Consider the following 17,552-nt stretch of genomic DNA (forward strand, 5'->3'; position numbering starts at 1 on the left):
CGGCGGCCCAGCGCCCGGACGGCCCGGACCACCTCCTCGGCCGCCGCCTCGCCCTTCACGTAGGTCACCGCCACGTCCGCGCCGTCGTGCGCGAGGCGCAGCGCCGTGGCGGCGCCGATGCCCCGGCTGCCGCCGGTGACCAGGGCCGTCCTGCCGTCGAGAGATCCGTTCGTGTTCGTCATGGCTCCATCACAGCGACCCCGCGGCGCGTCCGCTGGCGGCGAACGGACGCGGATGTGCGCGCGGGACCGGAACTCTTCGCTCCTCCGTCCGCGTTCTCCCGCCGTGACTCTTCAGCAAGAAATCGTCGGCAACGCCATGCAGATGGCGGTCGTCAACCTGCACCCCGGCCAGACCGTCTACTGCGAGGCGGGGAAGTTCCTGTTCAAGACGACGAACGTGACCATGGAGACGCGTCTGTCCGGCCCGTCGGGCAACGGCGGCCAGCCCGGCGGCGGGGGCGGCGGCATGGGCGGCATGCTGCGCCAGGCCATGGGCACCGCCATGCAGGTCGGCCAGCGCATGCTGGCCGGCGAGTCGCTGGCGTTCCAGTACTTCACCGCCCAGGGCGGCCAGGGCACCGTCGGCTTCGCGGGCGTGCTGCCCGGCGAGATGCGCGCCCTGGAGCTGGACGGCACGCGCGCGTGGTTCGCGGAGAAGGACGCCTTCGTGGCGGCCGAGTCCAGCGTCGAGTTCGGCATCGCCTTCCAGGGCGGGCGGACCGGCATGAGCGGCGGCGAGGGCTTCGTGCTGGAGAAGTTCACCGGCCAGGGCACGGTGATCATCGCGGGCGCGGGCAACTTCATCGATCTGAACCCGGCGGACTTCGGCGGCCGCATCGAGGTGGACACCGGCTGCGTGGTCGCCTTCGAGGAGGGCATCCAGTACGGCGTCCAGCGCGTCGGCGGCCTCAACCGGCAGGGGATCATGAACGCCGTCTTCGGCGGCGAGGGCCTGTCCCTGGCCACCCTGGAGGGCAACGGCCGCGTCATCCTGCAGTCCCTCACCATCGAGAGCCTGGCCAACGCCCTGAAGAAGGCCCAGGGCGGCGACAAGCAGGGCCCGGCCGGAGGACTGTTCTCGACGCACACCGGCTGAACCGATGACCGCGGGGCCGCCGCCTTCGGTGTCCTCCGGGGGCCGCCGGAACCCTTGGACGCCGTCGAGGCCTGGGCTCGGACCGCCGTCTCCTGGCACCCCGGGCCGCCCGGGGAAAAAGCCTGGCCGGGCACGGTTGCCGCAGGTACGGTGAGCGCGCCCCGCGCGAGCCGCCGACGTCTGCGCATCCCCGCCCCGCACCCGGAGAGCCGCACCATGTCGTCGATCGCCGTACCGGCCGCCCGGGTGGCCCCCCGCCGCGCCTGGCACACGGACCTGCCCGTCCTGCTCGTCGCCGCGTTCTGGGGCGCCAGCTACCTCGCGGCGAAGGACGTCACCACGGCCCGCACGGTGCTCGCCGTCCTGGTGCTCCGGTTCGCGCTCGCGCTGCCCGTGCTGGCCGTCGCCGGCCGGCGCTCCCTGCGCGCCCTGACCGGCGCCCAGTGGCGCGGCGCCGCCCTGCTCGGGCTGATCCTGAGCGGCATCTTCCTGCTGGAGACGTACGGGGTGGTGCACACCTCGGCGACCAACGCGGGCCTCGTCATCAGCCTCACCATGATCTTCACGCCGCTCGCCGAGGCGGCCGCCGAGCGCACCCGGCCCACCCCGCCCTTCCTCGGCGCCGCGGCCCTGTCGGTGCTCGGCGTCGTCCTGCTCACCCAGGGCGCCGGCTTCACCCGGCCCTCCCTCGGCGACCTGCTGATGCTGCTCGCCGCCCTCGCCCGCACCCTGCACGTGCTCGTCATGTCCCGGCTCCGCGCGGTCCGGGGCGCGGGCGCGCTGCCGCTCACCACGGTCCAGCTCGGCACCGCGGTGGCCGTCTTCGCGGTGCTGTCGGCCGGCACCGGCCAGGCGCCGTGGGCGACGGCGGCGGACTTCGGGGCCCGGCAGTGGGCGGGGCTGCTCTTCCTCGCGGTGCTGTGCACGCTGGTCGCCTTCTTCGTGCAGATGTGGGCCGTGCGCCGCACCTCCCCGTCCCGGGTGGGCCTGCTGCTGGGCACCGAGCCGTTGTGGGCTGCCGCGGCCGGTATCGCGCTGGGCGGGGACCGGCTCGGCGCCGTGGGACTCGCCGGCGGCGCGCTGGTACTTGTGGGGACGGCGTGGGGACGCCGGGCGGCTCGTTAACTCCCGGAAGCTTCACGGGACTTGAACGGAAACTCTTCAACCTTGTCGTTGACATGCCAACGTCTACGCGCGTCATCATGAAGTCATGAATCTCCCCCCACACCTGACCCGCATCGGCGCCGTGGGCGCCCTGCTCTCCACCCTCCTGGTCGGCGGCACCGTCTCCGCCACCACCGCGTCCGCCGCCGTCGGCAGCATCTGCCACAGCGCCCTGCCGTCCCAGGCCGACGACACCCTGCGGCTGATCGACCAGGGCGGCCCCTTCCCCTACTCGCAGGACGGCACCGTCTTCTCCAACCGTGAGGGCGTGCTGCCGAGTCGGCAGTCCGGCTACTACCACGAGTACACGGTCAAGACCCCCGGCTCCTCCACGCGCGGCGCGCGGCGCATCGTCACCGGTGAGGAGCAGCAGGAGGACTACTACACCTCCGACCACTACGCCACGTTCGACCTGATCGACTTCGGCTGCTGATCCGCCCGAGCCGTCCGGCGTCTCCCCGGCGGCACGACCACGACCTCCGTCCCGCGGCCTGCCCCCACGCACGGCCGCGGGACGAGTCGTAGGCGCCGCGCGGCCCGCTCCCCGGACCCGGGGACCATCGAAAGTCCACGAAACCGCGACTTCGGTCGGTGATGCGCCGCACGCAGCGGCCGGCGCGGCCCGCCGCGCGTAGATTGGCCGTCCGTGAGCAGTGACGAAACCGCCCCGGCGCACCGGGAGTTCACGGGCCGCCGGTGGCTGTTCCCGTCCGCCCTCATGCACGAGCTGGACCCGGACGCCGGGGCCCCGGCCGGGCGGCCGCGGCGCACCGCGCGCGACTGGGCCGTCGACGTCTCGTGCTTCCTGCTCGCCGTCGTCATCGGCCTGGCGGCCGCGCGGGCCCTGCCCGACGAGACCGGGCTGCCGCCCTTCGTCGTCCTGCTCGACATGGTGCTGGGCGCCCTGTCCTGCGGGGCGCTCTGGCTGCGCCGCCGGTGGCCGGTCGGGCTCGCCGTCGCGATGATCCCGGTCGGCCTGCTGTCCAACACCGCGGGCGGGGCGGGGATGGCCGTCCTCTTCACCCTCGCGGTGCACCGGCCCTTCCGCCACGTCGCCTGGATCGGCGGCGTCGACCTGGCCCTGCTCCCGCTCTTCTACTGGCTGCGCCCCGACCCCGAACTGCCGTACGCGGCCGTGGTCGCCTTCACCGCGCTGCTCACGCTCTCCCTCATCGGCTGGGGCATGTTCGTCCGCTCCAAGCGGCAGTTGCTGCTGAGCCTGCGCGACCGCGCCCGGCGGGCGGAGACCGAGGCACGACTGCGCGCCGAGCAGGCGCAGCGGCTCGCCCGTGAGGCCATCGCCCGCGAGATGCACGACGTGCTGGCCCACCGGCTCACCCTGCTCAGCGTGCACGCCGGTGCCCTGGAGTTCCGGCCCGACGCGCCCCGGGAGGAGGTCGCGCGGGCGGCCGGGGTCATCCGGGAGAGCGCCCACGAGGCGCTGCAGGACCTGCGTGAGATCATCGGCGTACTGCGCACCGGCGACGGCGACGACGCCTCCGGCGGCCGCCCGCAGCCGACGCTGGCGGCGCTGGACGCGCTCGTCGCCGAGTGCCGCGAGGCGGGCATGGAGGTCACCCTCGACCACCGGGTCGCCGACCCGGCCGCCGTCCCCGCCTCCGCCGGGCGCACCGCCTACCGCATCGCCCAGGAGGCGCTCACCAACGCCCGCAAGCACGCCCCCGGGAGCGAGGCCGCGGTCCGCGTCGCCGGCGCCCCGGACGGTGGCCTGGACATCACCGTCGTCAACTCCGCCCCGCGCACCCGGGTCCCGCCCGTCCCCGGCTCGGGACAGGGCCTGATCGGCCTGGCCGAGCGCGCGACCCTGGCCGGCGGCCGCCTGGCGCACGGACCGACCGCGGACGGCGGCTTCGAGGTGCGGGGATGGCTGCCGTGGAACGGCGGCTGAGGCGGTACCCGCCGCCCGGCTCCCGTGATTACGTGGGCCCCATGACTGCGACTGCGATCAGGCTCCTCCTCGTCGACGACGATCCCCTGGTGCGCGCCGGGCTCGCGCTGATGCTGGGCGGGGCCGCGGACATCGAGATCGTCGGCGAGGCCGCCGACGGGGGCGAGGCGGCGGACGCGGTCGAACGGACTCGGCCGGACGTGGTGCTGATGGACATCCGGATGCCGTCGGTGGACGGGCTGACGGCCACCGAGCGGCTGCGGGCGCGCCCGGACGCGCCCCAGGTCGTGGTGCTCACCACCTTCCACGCCGACGAACAGGTGCTGCACGCGCTGCGCGCGGGCGCCGCCGGGTTCGTGCTCAAGGACACGCCGCCCGCCGAGATCGTCGACGCCGTGCGCCGGGTCGCCGCCGGGGACCCGGTCCTGTCGCCCGCCGTCACCCGCCAGGTGATGCGGCACGCGGCCGGCACCGCCGCCGGCCCCCGGCAGGCGCACGCGCGTGAACGGCTCGCCCTGCTCAACGACCGCGAGCGGGAGGTCGCCGTCGCCGTCGCCCGCGGCCTGGCCAACGCCCTGATCGCCACCGAGCTCTTCATGAGCGTGGCCACCGTCAAGACCCACGTCTCCCGCATCCTGGCCAGGCTCGGGCTGAACAACCGGGTCCAGATCGCCCTGCTCGTGCACGACGCGGGACTCCTCGACGAGGACGGGCACTGAGCGCACGCCCCGCGCGTTGTCCGGGTACCGGGACGTGCCCGGCGCGCCTCGGGGGAGTCCGGAAGGGGAACGATGGACAGGCAACAGGTGGTCGACCTGGGGGAGTTCGGAGACGCGTTCCGCGGCGATCCGCACCCGGTGTACGCGCGGCTGCGTGAGCGCGGCCCCGTGCACCGGGTCCGGCCGCCGGGCGCCGACCCGGCCTACGAGACCTGGCTGGTGGTGGGGTACGAGGAGGCACGCGCCGCGCTCGCCGACCCCCGGCTGGCCAAGGACTTCGCCAAGATCGACGCGAGCTTCCTGGACGAGAACCTGATCGGCAAGCACCTGCTGGCCACCGACCCGCCCCAGCACACCCGGCTGCGCTCGCTGGTCACCCGCGCGTTCACGGCCCGCCGGGTGGAGCTGCTGCGCCCGCGCGTCCAGCAGATCACCGACGAACTGCTGGAGGAGATGCTGCCGCGCGGCCGCGCCGACCTGATCGACGCGCTCGCCTACCCGCTGCCCATCACCGTCATCTGCGAACTCCTCGGCGTCCCCGACATGGACCGCGCGGAGTTCCGCAAGATGTCCACCGAGGTGGTCGCCCCCACCGGCGGGGACGCGGAGTACACGGCGATGACCCGCCTCGCCGAGTACCTGACCGAGCTGATCGAGGACAAGCGGGCGGGCGGCCCGACCGACGACCTGCTCAGCGACCTGGTCCGCACCACCGCCGAGGACGGCGACCGGCTCTCCCCGGCGGAACTGCGCGGCATGGCCTTCCTGCTGCTCATCGCCGGCCACGAGACCACCGTCAACCTGATCGGCAACGGCGTCCACGCCCTGCTCACCCACCCCGGCCAGCTCGCCGCCCTGCGAGCCGATGCAGGTCTGCTGGACGGCGCCGTCGAGGAGATGCTGCGCTACGAGGGCCCGGTGCAGAGCGCCACGTTCCGGTACGCGGCCGAGCCTCTGGAGATCGCCGGCACCCGCATCGAGCGCGGTGAGCACGTGATGATCGGCCTCACCGCCGCCCAGCGCGACGCCGGCCGCTACCCCGACCCGGACCGGTTCGACATCCGCCGGGACACCCGCGGCCACCTCGCCTTCGGCCACGGCATCCACTTCTGCCTGGGCGCGCCCCTGGCCCGCCTCGAAGGCCGGATCGCGATCGGCACCCTGCTGGAGCGCGCCCCCGGCCTCGCCCTCGACGGCCCACCCGGCGAGTACCTGCCGGGCCTGCTGATGAGAGGCATGCGCACGCTCCCGGTGCGCTGGTGAACGGTCCGGGTTCAGCCGTCCGAGGGCTGAACCCGGCCCTCGATCTCCGCCAGCCGTACCGGACGGCGCTCGCGCCGGGACACCTCGCACGCCTCGGCGATCCGCAGCGCCTGGAGGGCCTCCCGGCCGTCGCAGGGGTTGGGCCGCGCCCCGCGCAGCACCTCGACGAAGGCGCACAGTTCGGCCTCGTAGGCGGGCCCGAACCGCTCCAGGAAGCCGGTCCAGGGCTTGTCGGCGGCCGGCGGCCCGGTCGGCTCGGTGGACGCCACGGGCGTGCGGTCGTCCAGGCCCACCACGACGGTGTCCCGCTCCCCGGCCAGCTCCATGCGGACGTCGTAGCCCGCCCCGTTGAGCCGGGTCGCGGTCGCCGCGGCCAGCGTGCCGTCGTCCAGCGTGAGCACGGCCGCGGCGGTGTCCACGTCGCCCGCAGCGCGGAACATGGCGGGCCCCGCGTCCGAGCCGGTCGCGTACACGTCGACCACCTCGCGCCCGGTCACCCAGCGCAGCGCGTCGAAGTCGTGGATCAGCGTGTCCCGGAACAGCCCGCCGGACAGCGGCAGCCACTCGGGCGGCGGAGGGGACTGGTCGGCGGTCGTCGCCCGCACGGTGTGCAGCCGCCCGAGGCGTCCCGAGCGCACCGCGTCCCGGGCGCCCGCGTACCCCGCGTCGAAGCGTCGCTGGAAACCCATCTGGAGAATCGTTCCGGCTGCGTCCACCTCCGCGAGTGCCTGCAGCGTGCCCGGCAGGTCGAGGGCGATCGGCTTCTCGCAGAAGACCGGCAGGCCCGAGCGCGCCGCCCGGCCGATCAGCTCGGCGTGCGCCGCCGTCGCCGTGGTGATCACCACCGCGTCCACGCCCCACCGGAAGATCTCGTCCACCCCGGGCGCGGCCGTCTCTCCCAGCCGCTGCGCCAGCGCCTGGGCCCGCGCCGGATCGGCGTCCGTGAGGATCAGCGATCCGACCTCACGATGGCGACTCAGCGTGTTCGCATGAATGGTGCCGATGCGACCCGTACCGATGACCCCGATGCGCATGGAAACAAAGTGAGGGCGGACCCCGCACGCTGTCAATGCTAATGTCTGAACAACTGGACAATCTGTCTACACAACTTCCCGTCAACCAGGCACGGGGCTACGCTCGGCCCGTGCCGAAACCAGATGGGGACCCGACCGTGTCGCTCGACCTCCACGTGGACCGCGGTTCACCGGTACCGCTGTACTTCCAGCTCTCCCAGCAGCTCGAAGCGGCCATCGAGCACGGCGGACTCACGCCCGGCAGCCTGCTGGGCAACGAGATCGAGCTGGCCGCCCGGCTCGGTCTGTCCCGGCCCACCGTCCGCCAGGCCATCCAGTCCCTGGTCGACAAGGGACTCCTGGTCCGCCGCCGGGGCGTGGGCACCCAGGTCGTGCACAGCCAGGTCAAGCGCCCCCTGGAGCTGAGCAGCCTCTACGACGACCTGGAGGCGGCCGGCCAGCGGCCCGCCACGAAGGTCCTCGTCAACACCGTCGTCCCCGCGTCCGCCGAGGTCGCCGCCGCGCTCGGCATCACCGAGGGCGGCGACGTGCACCGGATCGAGCGGCTGCGCCTCGCGCACGGCGAGCCCATGGCCTACCTGATCAACCACCTGCCGCCCGGCCTGATGGACCTGGACACCGGCCGCCTGGAGGCCACGGGCCTGTACCGGCTGATGCGCTCCGCCGGGATCACCCTGCACAGCGCCCGCCAGTCCATCGGCGCCCGCGGCGCCACCGGCACGGAGGCGGAACGGCTGACCGAGGCGGAGGGCGCCCCGCTGCTGACCATGCGGCGCACCACCTACGACGACACCGGCCGCGCGGTCGAGCTGGGCGACCACACCTACCGCCCCGGCCGCTACTCCTTCGAGTTCCAGCTCCTCGTACGCCCCTGAAACCGGCCGGAAACGGGGCTGGAAGCGGCCGTGAGACGGCCCGGACACCGTCGGCGCTTTGTCGCAATGTCCGGACGAAGCGTCGCCTCACCGCGCCCCGGGCATGTCAGGGGCGCTCCCGGTGTTCGATACTGAAGTGTTTGGGGCTGGTGAGGTCGCCGCCGGATCGTGCCGACGGTGTCCCCGCCCGCCCCTCGCGCACGTCGGAGCACAGCAAGAGCACAGCAAGAAGGGGCACGGCCTCGTGGCACGGTTTCGGACCTGGGTAGGCATCGCGGTGGCGGGGGCGCTCAGCGTCTCCCTCACCGCCTGCAGCAGCACCGGCGGCAAGCGGGCGGAGGACGCCCGCAAGGCCGCGGCGGCCCAGGGGAGGGCGGCGGTGAACACGCCCCGCTGGACGTTCGCGATGATCACCCACTCGGGCGACGGCGACACCTTCTGGGACATCGTGCAGAGCGGCGCCAAGCAGGCCGCCGTCAAGGACAACATCAACTTCGTCTACTCGCACGACGACGAGGCGCAGCAGCAGGCGCAGCTGGTGGACGCGGCGGTGGACAAGAAGGTCGACGGCATCATCGTCACCCTCGCCAAGCCGGACGCGCTCAAGGCCGCCGTGGCCCGCGCCGAGAAGGCCGGCATCCCGGTGGTGACGGTGAACTCGGGCTCGGAGGAGTCCAAGGCGTTCGGCGCCCTCACCCACATCGGCCAGGACGAGACGATCGCCGGTGAGGCCGTCGGCGACGAACTGAACCGGCGCGGCCGCAAGAAGGCCCTGTGCGTCCTGCACGAGCAGGGCAACGTCGGCCACGAACAGCGCTGCGACGGCGTCGCGAAGACCTTCCACGGCTCGGTCCAGAAGCTGTACGTCAACGGCACCAACATGCCCGACGTGCAGTCCGCGATCGAGGCCAAGCTCCAGACGGACAAGTCCGTGGACGCCGTCGTCACCCTCGGCGCCCCGTACGCCGACACGGCCGTCAAGGCCAAGGGGGACGCGGGCAGCGCGGCGGAGGTCGACACCTTCGACCTCAACGCCAAGGTCGCCGCCGAGCTGAAGGACGGCACTCTCGGCTTCGCGGTGGACCAGCAGCCCTACCTCCAGGGCTACCAGGCCGTCGACCTGCTGTGGCTGTACAAGTACAACGGCGACGTCCTCGGCGGCGGCAAGCCGGTCCTCACCGGCCCGCAGATCATCACCAAGGGCCAGGCGGGCGCCCTCGCGGAGTACACCCAGCGGGGCACCCGATGAGCGCGGCCACCGACGGGGACCTGCGGGACGAAAGGATTCTGCAGACCTCGCCGCTGCGGAAGCTGCTGGCCCGGCCCGAGCTCGGCTCGGTCGTCGGCGCCCTCGCCGTCCTCGTCTTCTTCGCCCTGGCCGCCGACGGGTTCCTGCGCGCCGCCAGCCTGAGCACGGTCCTGTACGCCTCCTCGACCATCGGGATCATGGCCGTACCGGTCGCCCTGCTGATGATCGGCGGCGAGTTCGACCTGTCCGCCGGCGTCCTCGTGACGTCCTCGGCGCTGATCTCCTCGATGTTCAGCTACCAGATGACGGCGAACACCTGGGTCGGCGTGGGCGTGTCCCTGCTGGTCACCCTGGCGATCGGTGCCTTCAACGGCTTCGTGCTCACCCGCACCCGGCTGCCCAGCTTCATCGTCACGCTCGGCACCTTCCTCATGCTGACCGGCATGAACCTCGGCTTCACCAAGCTCATCGACGGCACGGTCTCCACCAAGACCATCGCCGACATGGAGGGGTTCCCCAGCGCCCACGCCGTCTTCGCCTCCACCCTCACCCTCGGCGGCGTCGACCTCCGGGTCACCGTCCTGTGGTGGTTCGCCCTCGTCGCCCTCGGCTCCTGGATCCTGCTGCGCACCCGCGCCGGCAACTGGATCTTCGCCGTCGGCGGCAACCAGGACGCCGCCCGCGCGGTGGGCGTCCCGGTCGCCAGGACCAAGATCGCCCTCTACATGGGCGTGGCCTTCGGCGCCTGGGTCTCCGGCCAGCACCTGCTGTTCTCCTTCGACGCCGTCCAGTCCGGCGAGGGCGTCGGCAACGAGCTGATCTACATCATCGCGGCCGTCATCGGCGGCTGCCTGATCACCGGCGGGTACGGCAGCGCCGTCGGCTCGGCGGTCGGCGCCCTGCTGTTCGGCATGACCAGCAAGGGCATCGTCTTCGCCGAGTGGAACCCCGACTGGTTCAAGTTCTTCCTCGGGGCGATGCTGCTCCTCGCGACCCTGCTCAACGCCTGGGTCCGCAAGCGCGCGGAGGCGACGACATGACCGGCACCACCACCGGGACCAGCGAGACCACCGCGACCGCCGAACGCGCCCCGCTGGTCGAGCTGGAAGGAGTCAGCAAGCGCTACGGCAACGTCCGCGCCCTGGAGGACGTCTCCCTGGAGGTCCACGCGGGCGAGATCACCTGTGTCCTCGGCGACAACGGCGCGGGCAAGTCGACCCTGATCAAGACGATCGCCGGCCTGCACCCGCACGACGGCGGCACCCTGCGCATCGAGGGCGAGGAGACCCGCCTTTCCTCCCCGCGCGAGGCCCTGGACCGCGGGATCGCCACCGTCTACCAGGACCTCGCGGTCGTCCCGCTGATGCCGGTCTGGCGCAACTTCTTCCTCGGCTCCGAGCCCCGCACCGGCGTGGGCCCCTTCAAGCGCCTCGACACCGGCCTCATGCGCCGCACCACCCGCGAGGCGCTGCTCCGCATGGGCATCGACCTCCGGGACGTCGACCAGCCCATCGGCACCCTCTCCGGCGGCGAACGCCAGTGCGTGGCCATCGCCAGGGCGGTCCACTTCGGCGCCAAGGTCCTGATCCTGGACGAGCCGACCGCCGCGCTCGGCGTCAAGCAGTCCGGCGTCGTGCTGAAGTACGTGGCGGCGGCACGCGACGAGGGCCTGGGCGTCGTGCTGATCACTCACAACCCGCACCACGCGTACCTGGTCGGCGACCGCTTCGTCCTGCTGCGCCGGGGCACGATGGTGGGCAATCACACACGGGACGGCATCACTCTGGACGAACTGACCCGGCAGATGGCGGGCGGGTCCGACCTGGAGGCGCTGCGCCACGAACTGCGGCGCGACTGACGGGTACCGGGGGACCGTGCGACGGGCCGGGACGCACCCGCGGACGGCCCCGCTCGCGCGTTCCCTCCTCCCGCCCTGTGCCGCACCCGGCCTGCGGGTGCGGCACAATCGACCGCGATGAGCACCTACCGCGACCTCACGGCCCCCATCGGCTCGCGCCGCGCCCCCGTCCTGCGCACGGTCGGTACCAGGGAGCGCCGGTCCCATCTGACCGCCCCCCGCGTCCCCACCGTCGGCATCGACATCGGCGGCACCAAGGTCATGGCCGGCGTGGTGGACGCGGACGGCAACATCCTGGAGAAGCTCCGCACGGAGACCCCGGACAAGTCCAAGAGCCCCAAGGTCGTCGAGGACACCATCGCCGAACTGGTGCTTGACCTGTCCGACCGGCACGACGTGCACGCGGTCGGCATCGGGGCCGCCGGCTGGGTCGACGCCGACCGCAACCGCGTGCTCTTCGCGCCCCACCTGTCCTGGCGCAACGAGCCGCTGCGCGACCGCCTCGCCGGCCGCCTCTCCGTCCCGGTGCTCGTGGACAACGACGCGAACACCGCCGCCTGGGCGGAGTGGCGCTTCGGCGCCGGCCGCGGCGAGGACCACCTGGTCATGATCACTCTCGGCACCGGCATCGGCGGCGCGATCCTGGAGGACGGCCAGGTCAAGCGCGGCAAGTACGGCGTCGCCGGCGAGTTCGGCCACATGCAGGTCGTGCCCGGCGGCCACCGCTGCCCGTGCGGCAACCGCGGCTGCTGGGAGCAGTACAGCTCCGGCAACGCCCTCGTCCGCGAGGCCCGGGAGCTGGCCGCCGCCGACTCCCCGGTGGCCTACGGGATCATCGAGCACGTCAAGGGCAACATCGGCGACATCACCGGCCCGATGATCACCGAGCTGGCCCGCGAGGGCGACGCCATGTGCGTGGAGCTGCTCCAGGACATCGGCCAGTGGCTCGGCGTCGGCATCGCCAACCTCGCCGCCGCCCTCGACCCGTCCTGCTTCGTCATCGGCGGCGGCGTCAGCGCCGCCGACGACCTGCTCATCGGCCCCGCCCGGGACGCCTTCAGGCGCCACCTCACCGGCCGCGGCTACCGCCCCGAGGCCCGCATCACCCGCGCCCAGCTCGGCCCCGAGGCCGGCATGGTCGGCGCCGCCGACCTCGCCCGGCTGGTCGCCCGCCGCTTCCGGCGGGCCAAGCGGCGCCGGGTGGAGCGCCACGAGCGCTACGAGCGGTACGCCCAGGCCCGCCGCGCGGGGGACACCGCATGACCGCGTCGCTGCCCCACCAGGCCGCGCCCCCGGACGAACCGCGCCGGCCGTCCGAGGACCCGCGCCACAAGGCCAGGCGCAGGGCGCTGACCCTGCTGATCATCGGACTGCTCATCGGCGTCCCCGCGGGCTACCTGGTGATCTCCGCCAACCAGAGCCGCAACAGCGGCAAGGACAAGGAGGCGAAGTACTCGGCGACCGGCCTCACCCCGGGCTGGCCGTCCAAGGTGCAGCGCCGCCTGTACCGGGTGGCGATCCCGCACCCCGCCGACTACGTCGCCTCCTACGAGACCAACAACTGGAAGACCAGCCGCCTGTACGCGCAGTTCCGCACCACCCCCGCGGGCCTGGACAGCTTCCTCGGCGCCATGGGCGTGCGCCGCGAGCAGCTCCATCAGGGCGACATCACCGTGGGCGCCCGCGACCGCAAGGTCTCCGGCTGGAACTTCACCGGCCCCGGCCCCTGGGCGGGCCTCACCCACAAGCAGAAGAACCCGGCGCCCACCCAGGACGTGGTCGTCAACACGTCCGACCCGAACTATCCGATGGTGTACGTCGTCTCCCGCACCGTCCCGTAGGCGTACGGCACCTCGCGCACCGGCGCCGTAGGCGTACGCCGGTCCCGTAGGGGCGGGCCGTACCCGGCACCGCCCGCCGGAGCCGGTTGTCAGACCCCGCCCGTAGAGTCGAAGACGTCTGATCCGACGGAGGGGCGGGAGGTGGCAGGACGTATGAGCGGCGGCACGCCGGCGGTGGCCGAGCGCACCGGAGGCACCCCCGGGACCGGGAACCCGGTCCCGGTGCGCCTCGCGTCCGTCTACCTGCCCGCGCCCGTCCCGCGCGAGGGCCGCGTCGCCTTCTGGGACCCCGACGGCGGCCCCCTGCCCGACGCCGCCACCGAGGACCTCACCGTCGTACGCCGGCACGGCTCGGGCGTGCGCCGGCGGCAGGTCGCCGCGCTCACCCTGCCGCTCGCCGAGGCGCTGCCGCTGCTGGTCCGGGCCCGCCGCGACCCGGCCGCCCACCCCGCCACGGCCTGCTGGGGCGCCGCCGCCCTGCACGCGCTGCGGCTGGTCGCCCGCGGCCGCCTGCTGCCCGGCCTCACCCCGAGCGGCCACGACGCCTGGCGGGCCGGCCCGCTCGAACCGGCCGACATCGCCCACCTGCGCGCGGTCGCCGCCGCCCTGCCGCCCGAGGGCCACGCCGTCCCGCTGCCGGAACCGGGCCCGCTGCGGCTGCCCGAGCCGGAGGCCCTGGTCCGCTCCTTCCTCGACGCGGTCGCCGACACCCTGCCCCGCACCCCGGCCGCCCACCTCACCTCGGGACGCCCGTTCGCGGCCCGCGAGCCCCAGCCGCTGCCCGCCGCCCACGAGTGGGCCGCCGAGGTCGCCGCCGGCATGGACGCGGGCGTACGGATCTCGCTCCGCCTCGACCTCTCCGCGTACGACGTCTTCGACGCCGGCACCGCAGAGGGCGCGCGCGCCGCCGGAGCCGCGCTCGTCCAGGTGCACAGCCTCGCCGACCCCACCCTGGTGGCCGACGCGGCGGCCCTGTGGGCGGGGGACGCGGACACCGCCTTCGGCCCCCGCGCCCGCGTGGACGCCGCGCTCGCCGTACGGCGCGCGGCCCGGGTCTGGCCGCCCCTGGACCGGCTCACCGAACAGGACGTCCCGGACGTCCTCGCCCTGTCCGAGGAGGAACTGGGGGACCTGCTCGGCGTGGCCGCCGGCCGGCTCGCCGCCGCCGGGGTCGCCGTGCACTGGCCCCGGGACCTCGCCCGCGACCTCGCCGCCACCGCCGTGGTCCGGCCCGCGCCCGGCTCGGCGACCGACGGCACCGGGTTCTTCGAGAGCGAGGACCTGCTGCAGTTCCGCTGGCAGCTCGCACTCGGTGGAGACCCGCTCAGCGAGGCCGAGATGGACGCGCTGGCCGAGGCCCACCGCCCCGTCGTACGGCTCCGCGACCGCTGGGTGCTCGTCGACCCCGCCCTGGTCCGCAAGGCCCGCAAGCGGGAACTGGGCCTGCTCGACCCGGTCGACGCGCTGTCCGTCGCCCTCACCGGCACCGCCGAGATCGACGGCGAGAGCGTCGAGGCCGTCCCCGTCGGCGCGCTGGCCACCCTGCGCGACCGCCTCACGGCCGGCCTGCGCCCGGCCGAGCCGCCCGCCGGCCTCGCCGCCACCCTGCGCGACTACCAGCGGCGCGGCCTGGCCTGGCTCGACCAGATGACCTCCCTCGGCCTCGGCGGCTGCCTCGCCGACGACATGGGGCTCGGCAAGACCGTCACGCTCATCGCCCTGCACCTCGCGCGCGCCCGCCCCGAACCGACCCTCGTGGTCTGCCCCGCCTCCCTGCTGGGCAACTGGCAGCGTGAGATCACGAAGTTCGCGCCCGGCGTCCCGGTCCGCCGCTTCCACGGCCCCGACCGCACCCTCGACGGCCTGGCCGGCGGCTTCGTCCTCACCACCTACGGCACGATGCGCTCCACCGCGCCCCGGCTCGCGGAGCAGCCCTGGGGCATGATCGTCGCCGACGAGGCCCAGCACGTGAAGAACCCCTACTCGGCCACCGCCAAGGCGCTGCGCACCGTCCCGGCCCCCGCGCGCGTGGCCCTCACCGGCACCCCGGTGGAGAACAACCTCTCCGAGCTGTGGGCCCTGCTCGACTGGACCACCCCCGGGCTCCTCGGCCCCCTGAAGTCCTTCCGCGCCCGGCACGCGCGCGCGGTGGAGAACGGCGAGGACGCGGAGGCGGTGGAGCGCCTGGCCCGGCTGGTCCGCCCCTTCCTCCTGCGGCGCAAGAAGTCCGACCCCGGCATCGTCCCCGAGCTGCCGCCCAAGACCGAGACGGACCACCCGGTGCCGCTCACCCGCGAGCAGGCCGCGCTGTACGAGGCGGTGGTGCGCGAGTCGATGCTGGCCATCGAGTCGGCGGAGGGCATCGGCCGCCGGGGCCTGGTCCTCAAGCTGCTCGGCGCCCTCAAGCAGATCTGCGACCACCCGGCGCTGTACCTCAAGGAGGACCCGCCCGCCGACCGGCTCGCGGCCCGCTCCGGGAAGCTCGCCCTGCTCGACGAACTGCTGGACACCCTGCTCGCCGAGGACGGCTCCGCCCTCGTCTTCACGCAGTACGTCGGCATGGCCCGCCTCATCACCGCCCACCTGTCCGCCCGCGCGGTCCCCGTCGACCTCCTGCACGGCGCCACCCCCGTGCCGGAGCGCGAGCGCATGGTCGACCGTTTCCAGAACGGCGAGACCCCGGTCCTGGTGCTGTCCCTGAAGGCGGCCGGCACCGGTCTGAACCTCACCCGCGCCGGCCATGTCGTCCACTTCGACCGCTGGTGGAACCCGGCCGTCGAGGAACAGGCCACCGACCGCGCCTACCGCATCGGCCAGACCCAGCCCGTCCAGGTCCACCGCCTGGTCACCGAGGGCACGGTCGAGGACCGCATCGCCGAGATGCTGGAGTCCAAGCGCGCCCTGGCCGACGCCGTCCTCGGCTCCGGCGAGTCGGCCCTGACCGAACTCACCGACCGCGAACTGTCCGACCTGGTCTCCCTGCGGAGGACCTCGTGACCAGCGGGGAGCAGCGCCCCGGCGACGCCGCCCGCCGCGCCCTGCGCGCGGCACGGGAGCGCGCGCAGGCCGAACGGGTCGGCGGCGCGCCGGGCACCCCGGAAACGCGTCCACCCGCGCCGTCCGGTGACAAGGCCGTCCCGGCTCCCGAGGCACCGATCGGGACGCACCGGGAGGCGCCGGAACCGGCCGCGACGCAGCCCCGGGCGCACCTGCAGGCGCCGGACACGGCCGAGGCGCCGAAGCGTACGCCTCGGCAGGCGCCGGACACGGCCGAGGCGCCGAGCGAGGCGGCGGAGGACCGTCCGGCGGCGGAGGCGCCGCGACCCGGCGACATCGCGAGAGCGGCCCTGCGAGCCGCCGTCGCCGCTGCACGCTCGACGGGGCGGGACGAGGCCGCTGCGGCATGGGCGGAGGAGGGGCCGCGGGCCGGGGGAGCCGACGATGCCGGGGAGGCGCGCGCCGCCGGGACGGCCGGGACGGAACCCGCCGCCGGCGATGCCGCCCGCCAGGCGCTGCGCGCGGCTCGCTCGGAGGCGCTGCGCGCCGGGACCGCGCCGGGCAGGCCACGAGGACGTGCCGAGGCACGGGCCACCGGCGCTTCGGCGCGCACCACGCCCGGTCCCGACCGCCCCGGTGACGAGCCCCGTACGGCCCGGGTCGAGACCGCCCGAGAGATGCGGCGGTTCCTCACGAACGCCTTCCGCCTGCCCTCCTGGGAGGACACCCGGGAAGAGGCCGACGCCACCGGCACCCCCGAGCCCGGCACCGACACGCACCACACCGCCGCGCACGACGACACGGCCGCCCCCGCACCCGCACGCGGCGACCACCGTCCCGCCGACCCCGACCCGGCTGGCGCGGCCGCACCCCGGGTCCCCACCACCATGGCCACCCCGCACCGGGACTCCGAACTGCGCCGCACCTTCCCGGCGTCGGGGCCGGGGCCGGGCTCCGAAGCGGCTCCGGAGTTCGCCGAGACGTGGTGGGGCAACGCGTGGATCGACGCGCTGGAGCGGGGCGCGCTGGACCCCAAGCGGCTCGCCCGCGGCCGGGGTTACGCGGAGCAGGGGAACGTCGACGCGATCACCGTGACGCCCGGGACGGTACTGGCGTACGTGCGCGGCAGCAGACCTCGCCCGTACCGGGTGCAGGTACGGCTGCGCACGCTGGACGACCACGACTGGGAGCGGTTCCTGGACGCCGCCGCCGACCGGCCGGGACACATCGCGGCCCTGCTGGACAAGGAGCTGCCCCAGTCCCTCGCCGACTGCGGTGTCCCGCTGCTGCCCGGGCCCGGCGACCTCGCCCCGCGCTGCAGCTGCCCCGACTCCGGTCATCCCTGCAAGCACGCGGCCGCCCTGTGCTACCGGACGGCACGCCTGCTCGACGCCGACCCCTTCGTGCTGCTCCTGCTGCGCGGCCGGGGGGAGCGGGAACTGCTCGACGCGCTCTCGCGCCGCAGCGCCGCCCGCGCCGCCCGGGCCGCCCAGGAGGGTTCGCCGCGGAGCCTGCCCGGCGTCCGCGCCACCGACGCCCTCGCGC

16 protein-coding genes are annotated in these 17,552 nt (G+C 74.3%); 14 read left to right on the plus strand and 2 right to left on the minus strand.

Features of this window, described 5'->3' with window-relative positions:
• Positions 1–182, minus strand: a 182-nt coding sequence (locus tag PV343_RS39310; protein ID WP_319151836.1) for an SDR family NAD(P)-dependent oxidoreductase, incomplete at its 3' end; no start/stop codon positions are given.
• A 103-nt stretch (positions 183–285) separates the two neighbouring features.
• Here PV343_RS39310 and PV343_RS39315 point away from each other — a divergent pair.
• The 6 genes from PV343_RS39315 to PV343_RS39340 all read left to right on the plus strand — a co-directional run bounded on the left by PV343_RS39315 (position 286) and on the right by PV343_RS39340 (position 6,153).
• Positions 286–1,098, plus strand: a complete 813-nt coding sequence (locus PV343_RS39315) for an AIM24 family protein (RefSeq protein ID WP_319151838.1) — start codon at positions 286–288, stop codon at positions 1,096–1,098.
• Positions 1,099–1,314: 216 nt separating this feature from the next.
• Positions 1,315–2,223, plus strand: a complete 909-nt coding sequence (locus PV343_RS39320) for a DMT family transporter (protein WP_319151853.1) — start codon at positions 1,315–1,317, stop codon at positions 2,221–2,223.
• Positions 2,224–2,308: 85 nt separating this feature from the next.
• Positions 2,309–2,695 carry a ribonuclease gene (locus tag PV343_RS39325; protein ID WP_319151839.1) on the plus strand — a complete coding sequence of 129 codons (387 nt, stop codon included), beginning with the start codon at positions 2,309–2,311 and terminating at the stop codon, positions 2,693–2,695.
• 213 nt (positions 2,696–2,908) lie between these two features.
• Positions 2,909–4,171, plus strand: a complete 1,263-nt coding sequence (locus tag PV343_RS39330; RefSeq protein WP_319151840.1) for a sensor histidine kinase — start codon at positions 2,909–2,911, stop codon at positions 4,169–4,171.
• Positions 4,172–4,212: 41 nt separating this feature from the next.
• A complete protein-coding gene (locus PV343_RS39335) occupies positions 4,213–4,890 on the plus strand; it encodes a response regulator transcription factor (RefSeq protein ID WP_319151841.1) in 678 nt (225 codons plus the stop codon).
• A gap of 72 nt (positions 4,891–4,962) precedes the next feature.
• Positions 4,963–6,153 carry a cytochrome P450 family protein gene (locus PV343_RS39340; protein WP_319151842.1) on the plus strand — a complete coding sequence of 397 codons (1,191 nt, stop codon included), beginning with the start codon at positions 4,963–4,965 and terminating at the stop codon, positions 6,151–6,153.
• 11 nt (positions 6,154–6,164) lie between these two features.
• Here PV343_RS39340 and PV343_RS39345 read toward each other — a convergent pair whose 3' ends face one another.
• Positions 6,165–7,187: a Gfo/Idh/MocA family oxidoreductase gene (locus tag PV343_RS39345; RefSeq protein ID WP_319151843.1), complete on the minus strand. Its 1,023-nt coding sequence runs from the start codon at positions 7,185–7,187 to the stop codon at positions 6,165–6,167.
• A gap of 137 nt (positions 7,188–7,324) precedes the next feature.
• Between PV343_RS39345 and PV343_RS39350 the strand changes: the two genes are divergently transcribed.
• From PV343_RS39350 to PV343_RS39385, 8 genes are all read left to right on the plus strand, one after another.
• Entirely contained in the window at positions 7,325–8,062 is a 738-nt protein-coding gene (locus tag PV343_RS39350) for a GntR family transcriptional regulator (protein ID WP_319151854.1), read from the plus strand.
• A 244-nt stretch (positions 8,063–8,306) separates the two neighbouring features.
• Positions 8,307–9,311: a sugar ABC transporter substrate-binding protein gene (locus PV343_RS39355; protein WP_319151844.1), complete on the plus strand. Its 1,005-nt coding sequence runs from the start codon at positions 8,307–8,309 to the stop codon at positions 9,309–9,311.
• Positions 9,308–10,351: an ABC transporter permease gene (locus tag PV343_RS39360; protein ID WP_319151846.1), complete on the plus strand. Its 1,044-nt coding sequence runs from the start codon at positions 9,308–9,310 to the stop codon at positions 10,349–10,351. The genes PV343_RS39355 and PV343_RS39360 overlap by 4 nt, the downstream gene beginning before the upstream one ends.
• Complete coding sequence (locus PV343_RS39365; RefSeq protein WP_319151847.1) at positions 10,348–11,169, plus strand: ATP-binding cassette domain-containing protein; 822 nt, start codon at positions 10,348–10,350, stop codon at positions 11,167–11,169. Before PV343_RS39360 ends, PV343_RS39365 begins: the two co-directional genes overlap by 4 nt.
• A gap of 117 nt (positions 11,170–11,286) precedes the next feature.
• Positions 11,287–12,432, plus strand: a complete 1,146-nt coding sequence (locus PV343_RS39370) for an ROK family glucokinase (RefSeq protein ID WP_319151848.1) — start codon at positions 11,287–11,289, stop codon at positions 12,430–12,432.
• Positions 12,429–13,010 carry a sugar kinase gene (locus PV343_RS39375; protein WP_319151850.1) on the plus strand — a complete coding sequence of 194 codons (582 nt, stop codon included), beginning with the start codon at positions 12,429–12,431 and terminating at the stop codon, positions 13,008–13,010. Before PV343_RS39370 ends, PV343_RS39375 begins: the two co-directional genes overlap by 4 nt.
• Positions 13,011–13,163: 153 nt before the next feature.
• Positions 13,164–16,007 carry an SNF2-related protein gene (locus PV343_RS39380; RefSeq protein ID WP_319151851.1) on the plus strand — a complete coding sequence of 948 codons (2,844 nt, stop codon included), beginning with the start codon at positions 13,164–13,166 and terminating at the stop codon, positions 16,005–16,007.
• Positions 16,004–17,552: SWIM zinc finger family protein (locus PV343_RS39385; protein ID WP_319151852.1), on the plus strand; the 1,549-nt coding region annotated here is incomplete at its 3' end. The genes PV343_RS39380 and PV343_RS39385, both read left to right, overlap by 4 nt.

The sequence above is a fragment of the Streptomyces sp. WI03-4A genome (assembly GCF_033792105.1).
Classification (GTDB): Bacteria; Actinomycetota; Actinomycetes; order Streptomycetales; family Streptomycetaceae; genus Streptomyces; species Streptomyces collinus_A.

Bases quoted from the DNA above. Each gene is read 5' to 3' on its own strand.
- PV343_RS39320 (WP_319151853.1), top strand. From the start codon at position 1,315: ATGTCGTCGATCGCCGTACCGGCCGCCCGGGTGGCCCCCCGCCGCGCC.
- PV343_RS39325 (WP_319151839.1), top strand. From the start codon at position 2,309: ATGAATCTCCCCCCACACCTGACCCGCATCGGCGCCGTGGGCGCCCTG.
- PV343_RS39335 (WP_319151841.1), top strand. From the start codon at position 4,213: ATGACTGCGACTGCGATCAGGCTCCTCCTCGTCGACGACGATCCCCTG.
- PV343_RS39340 (WP_319151842.1), top strand. From the start codon at position 4,963: ATGGACAGGCAACAGGTGGTCGACCTGGGGGAGTTCGGAGACGCGTTC.
- PV343_RS39345 (WP_319151843.1), bottom strand. From the start codon at position 7,187: ATGCGCATCGGGGTCATCGGTACGGGTCGCATCGGCACCATTCATGCG.
- PV343_RS39360 (WP_319151846.1), top strand. From the start codon at position 9,308: ATGAGCGCGGCCACCGACGGGGACCTGCGGGACGAAAGGATTCTGCAG.
- PV343_RS39365 (WP_319151847.1), top strand. From the start codon at position 10,348: ATGACCGGCACCACCACCGGGACCAGCGAGACCACCGCGACCGCCGAA.
- PV343_RS39370 (WP_319151848.1), top strand. From the start codon at position 11,287: ATGAGCACCTACCGCGACCTCACGGCCCCCATCGGCTCGCGCCGCGCC.
- PV343_RS39375 (WP_319151850.1), top strand. From the start codon at position 12,429: ATGACCGCGTCGCTGCCCCACCAGGCCGCGCCCCCGGACGAACCGCGC.
- PV343_RS39380 (WP_319151851.1), top strand. From the start codon at position 13,164: ATGAGCGGCGGCACGCCGGCGGTGGCCGAGCGCACCGGAGGCACCCCC.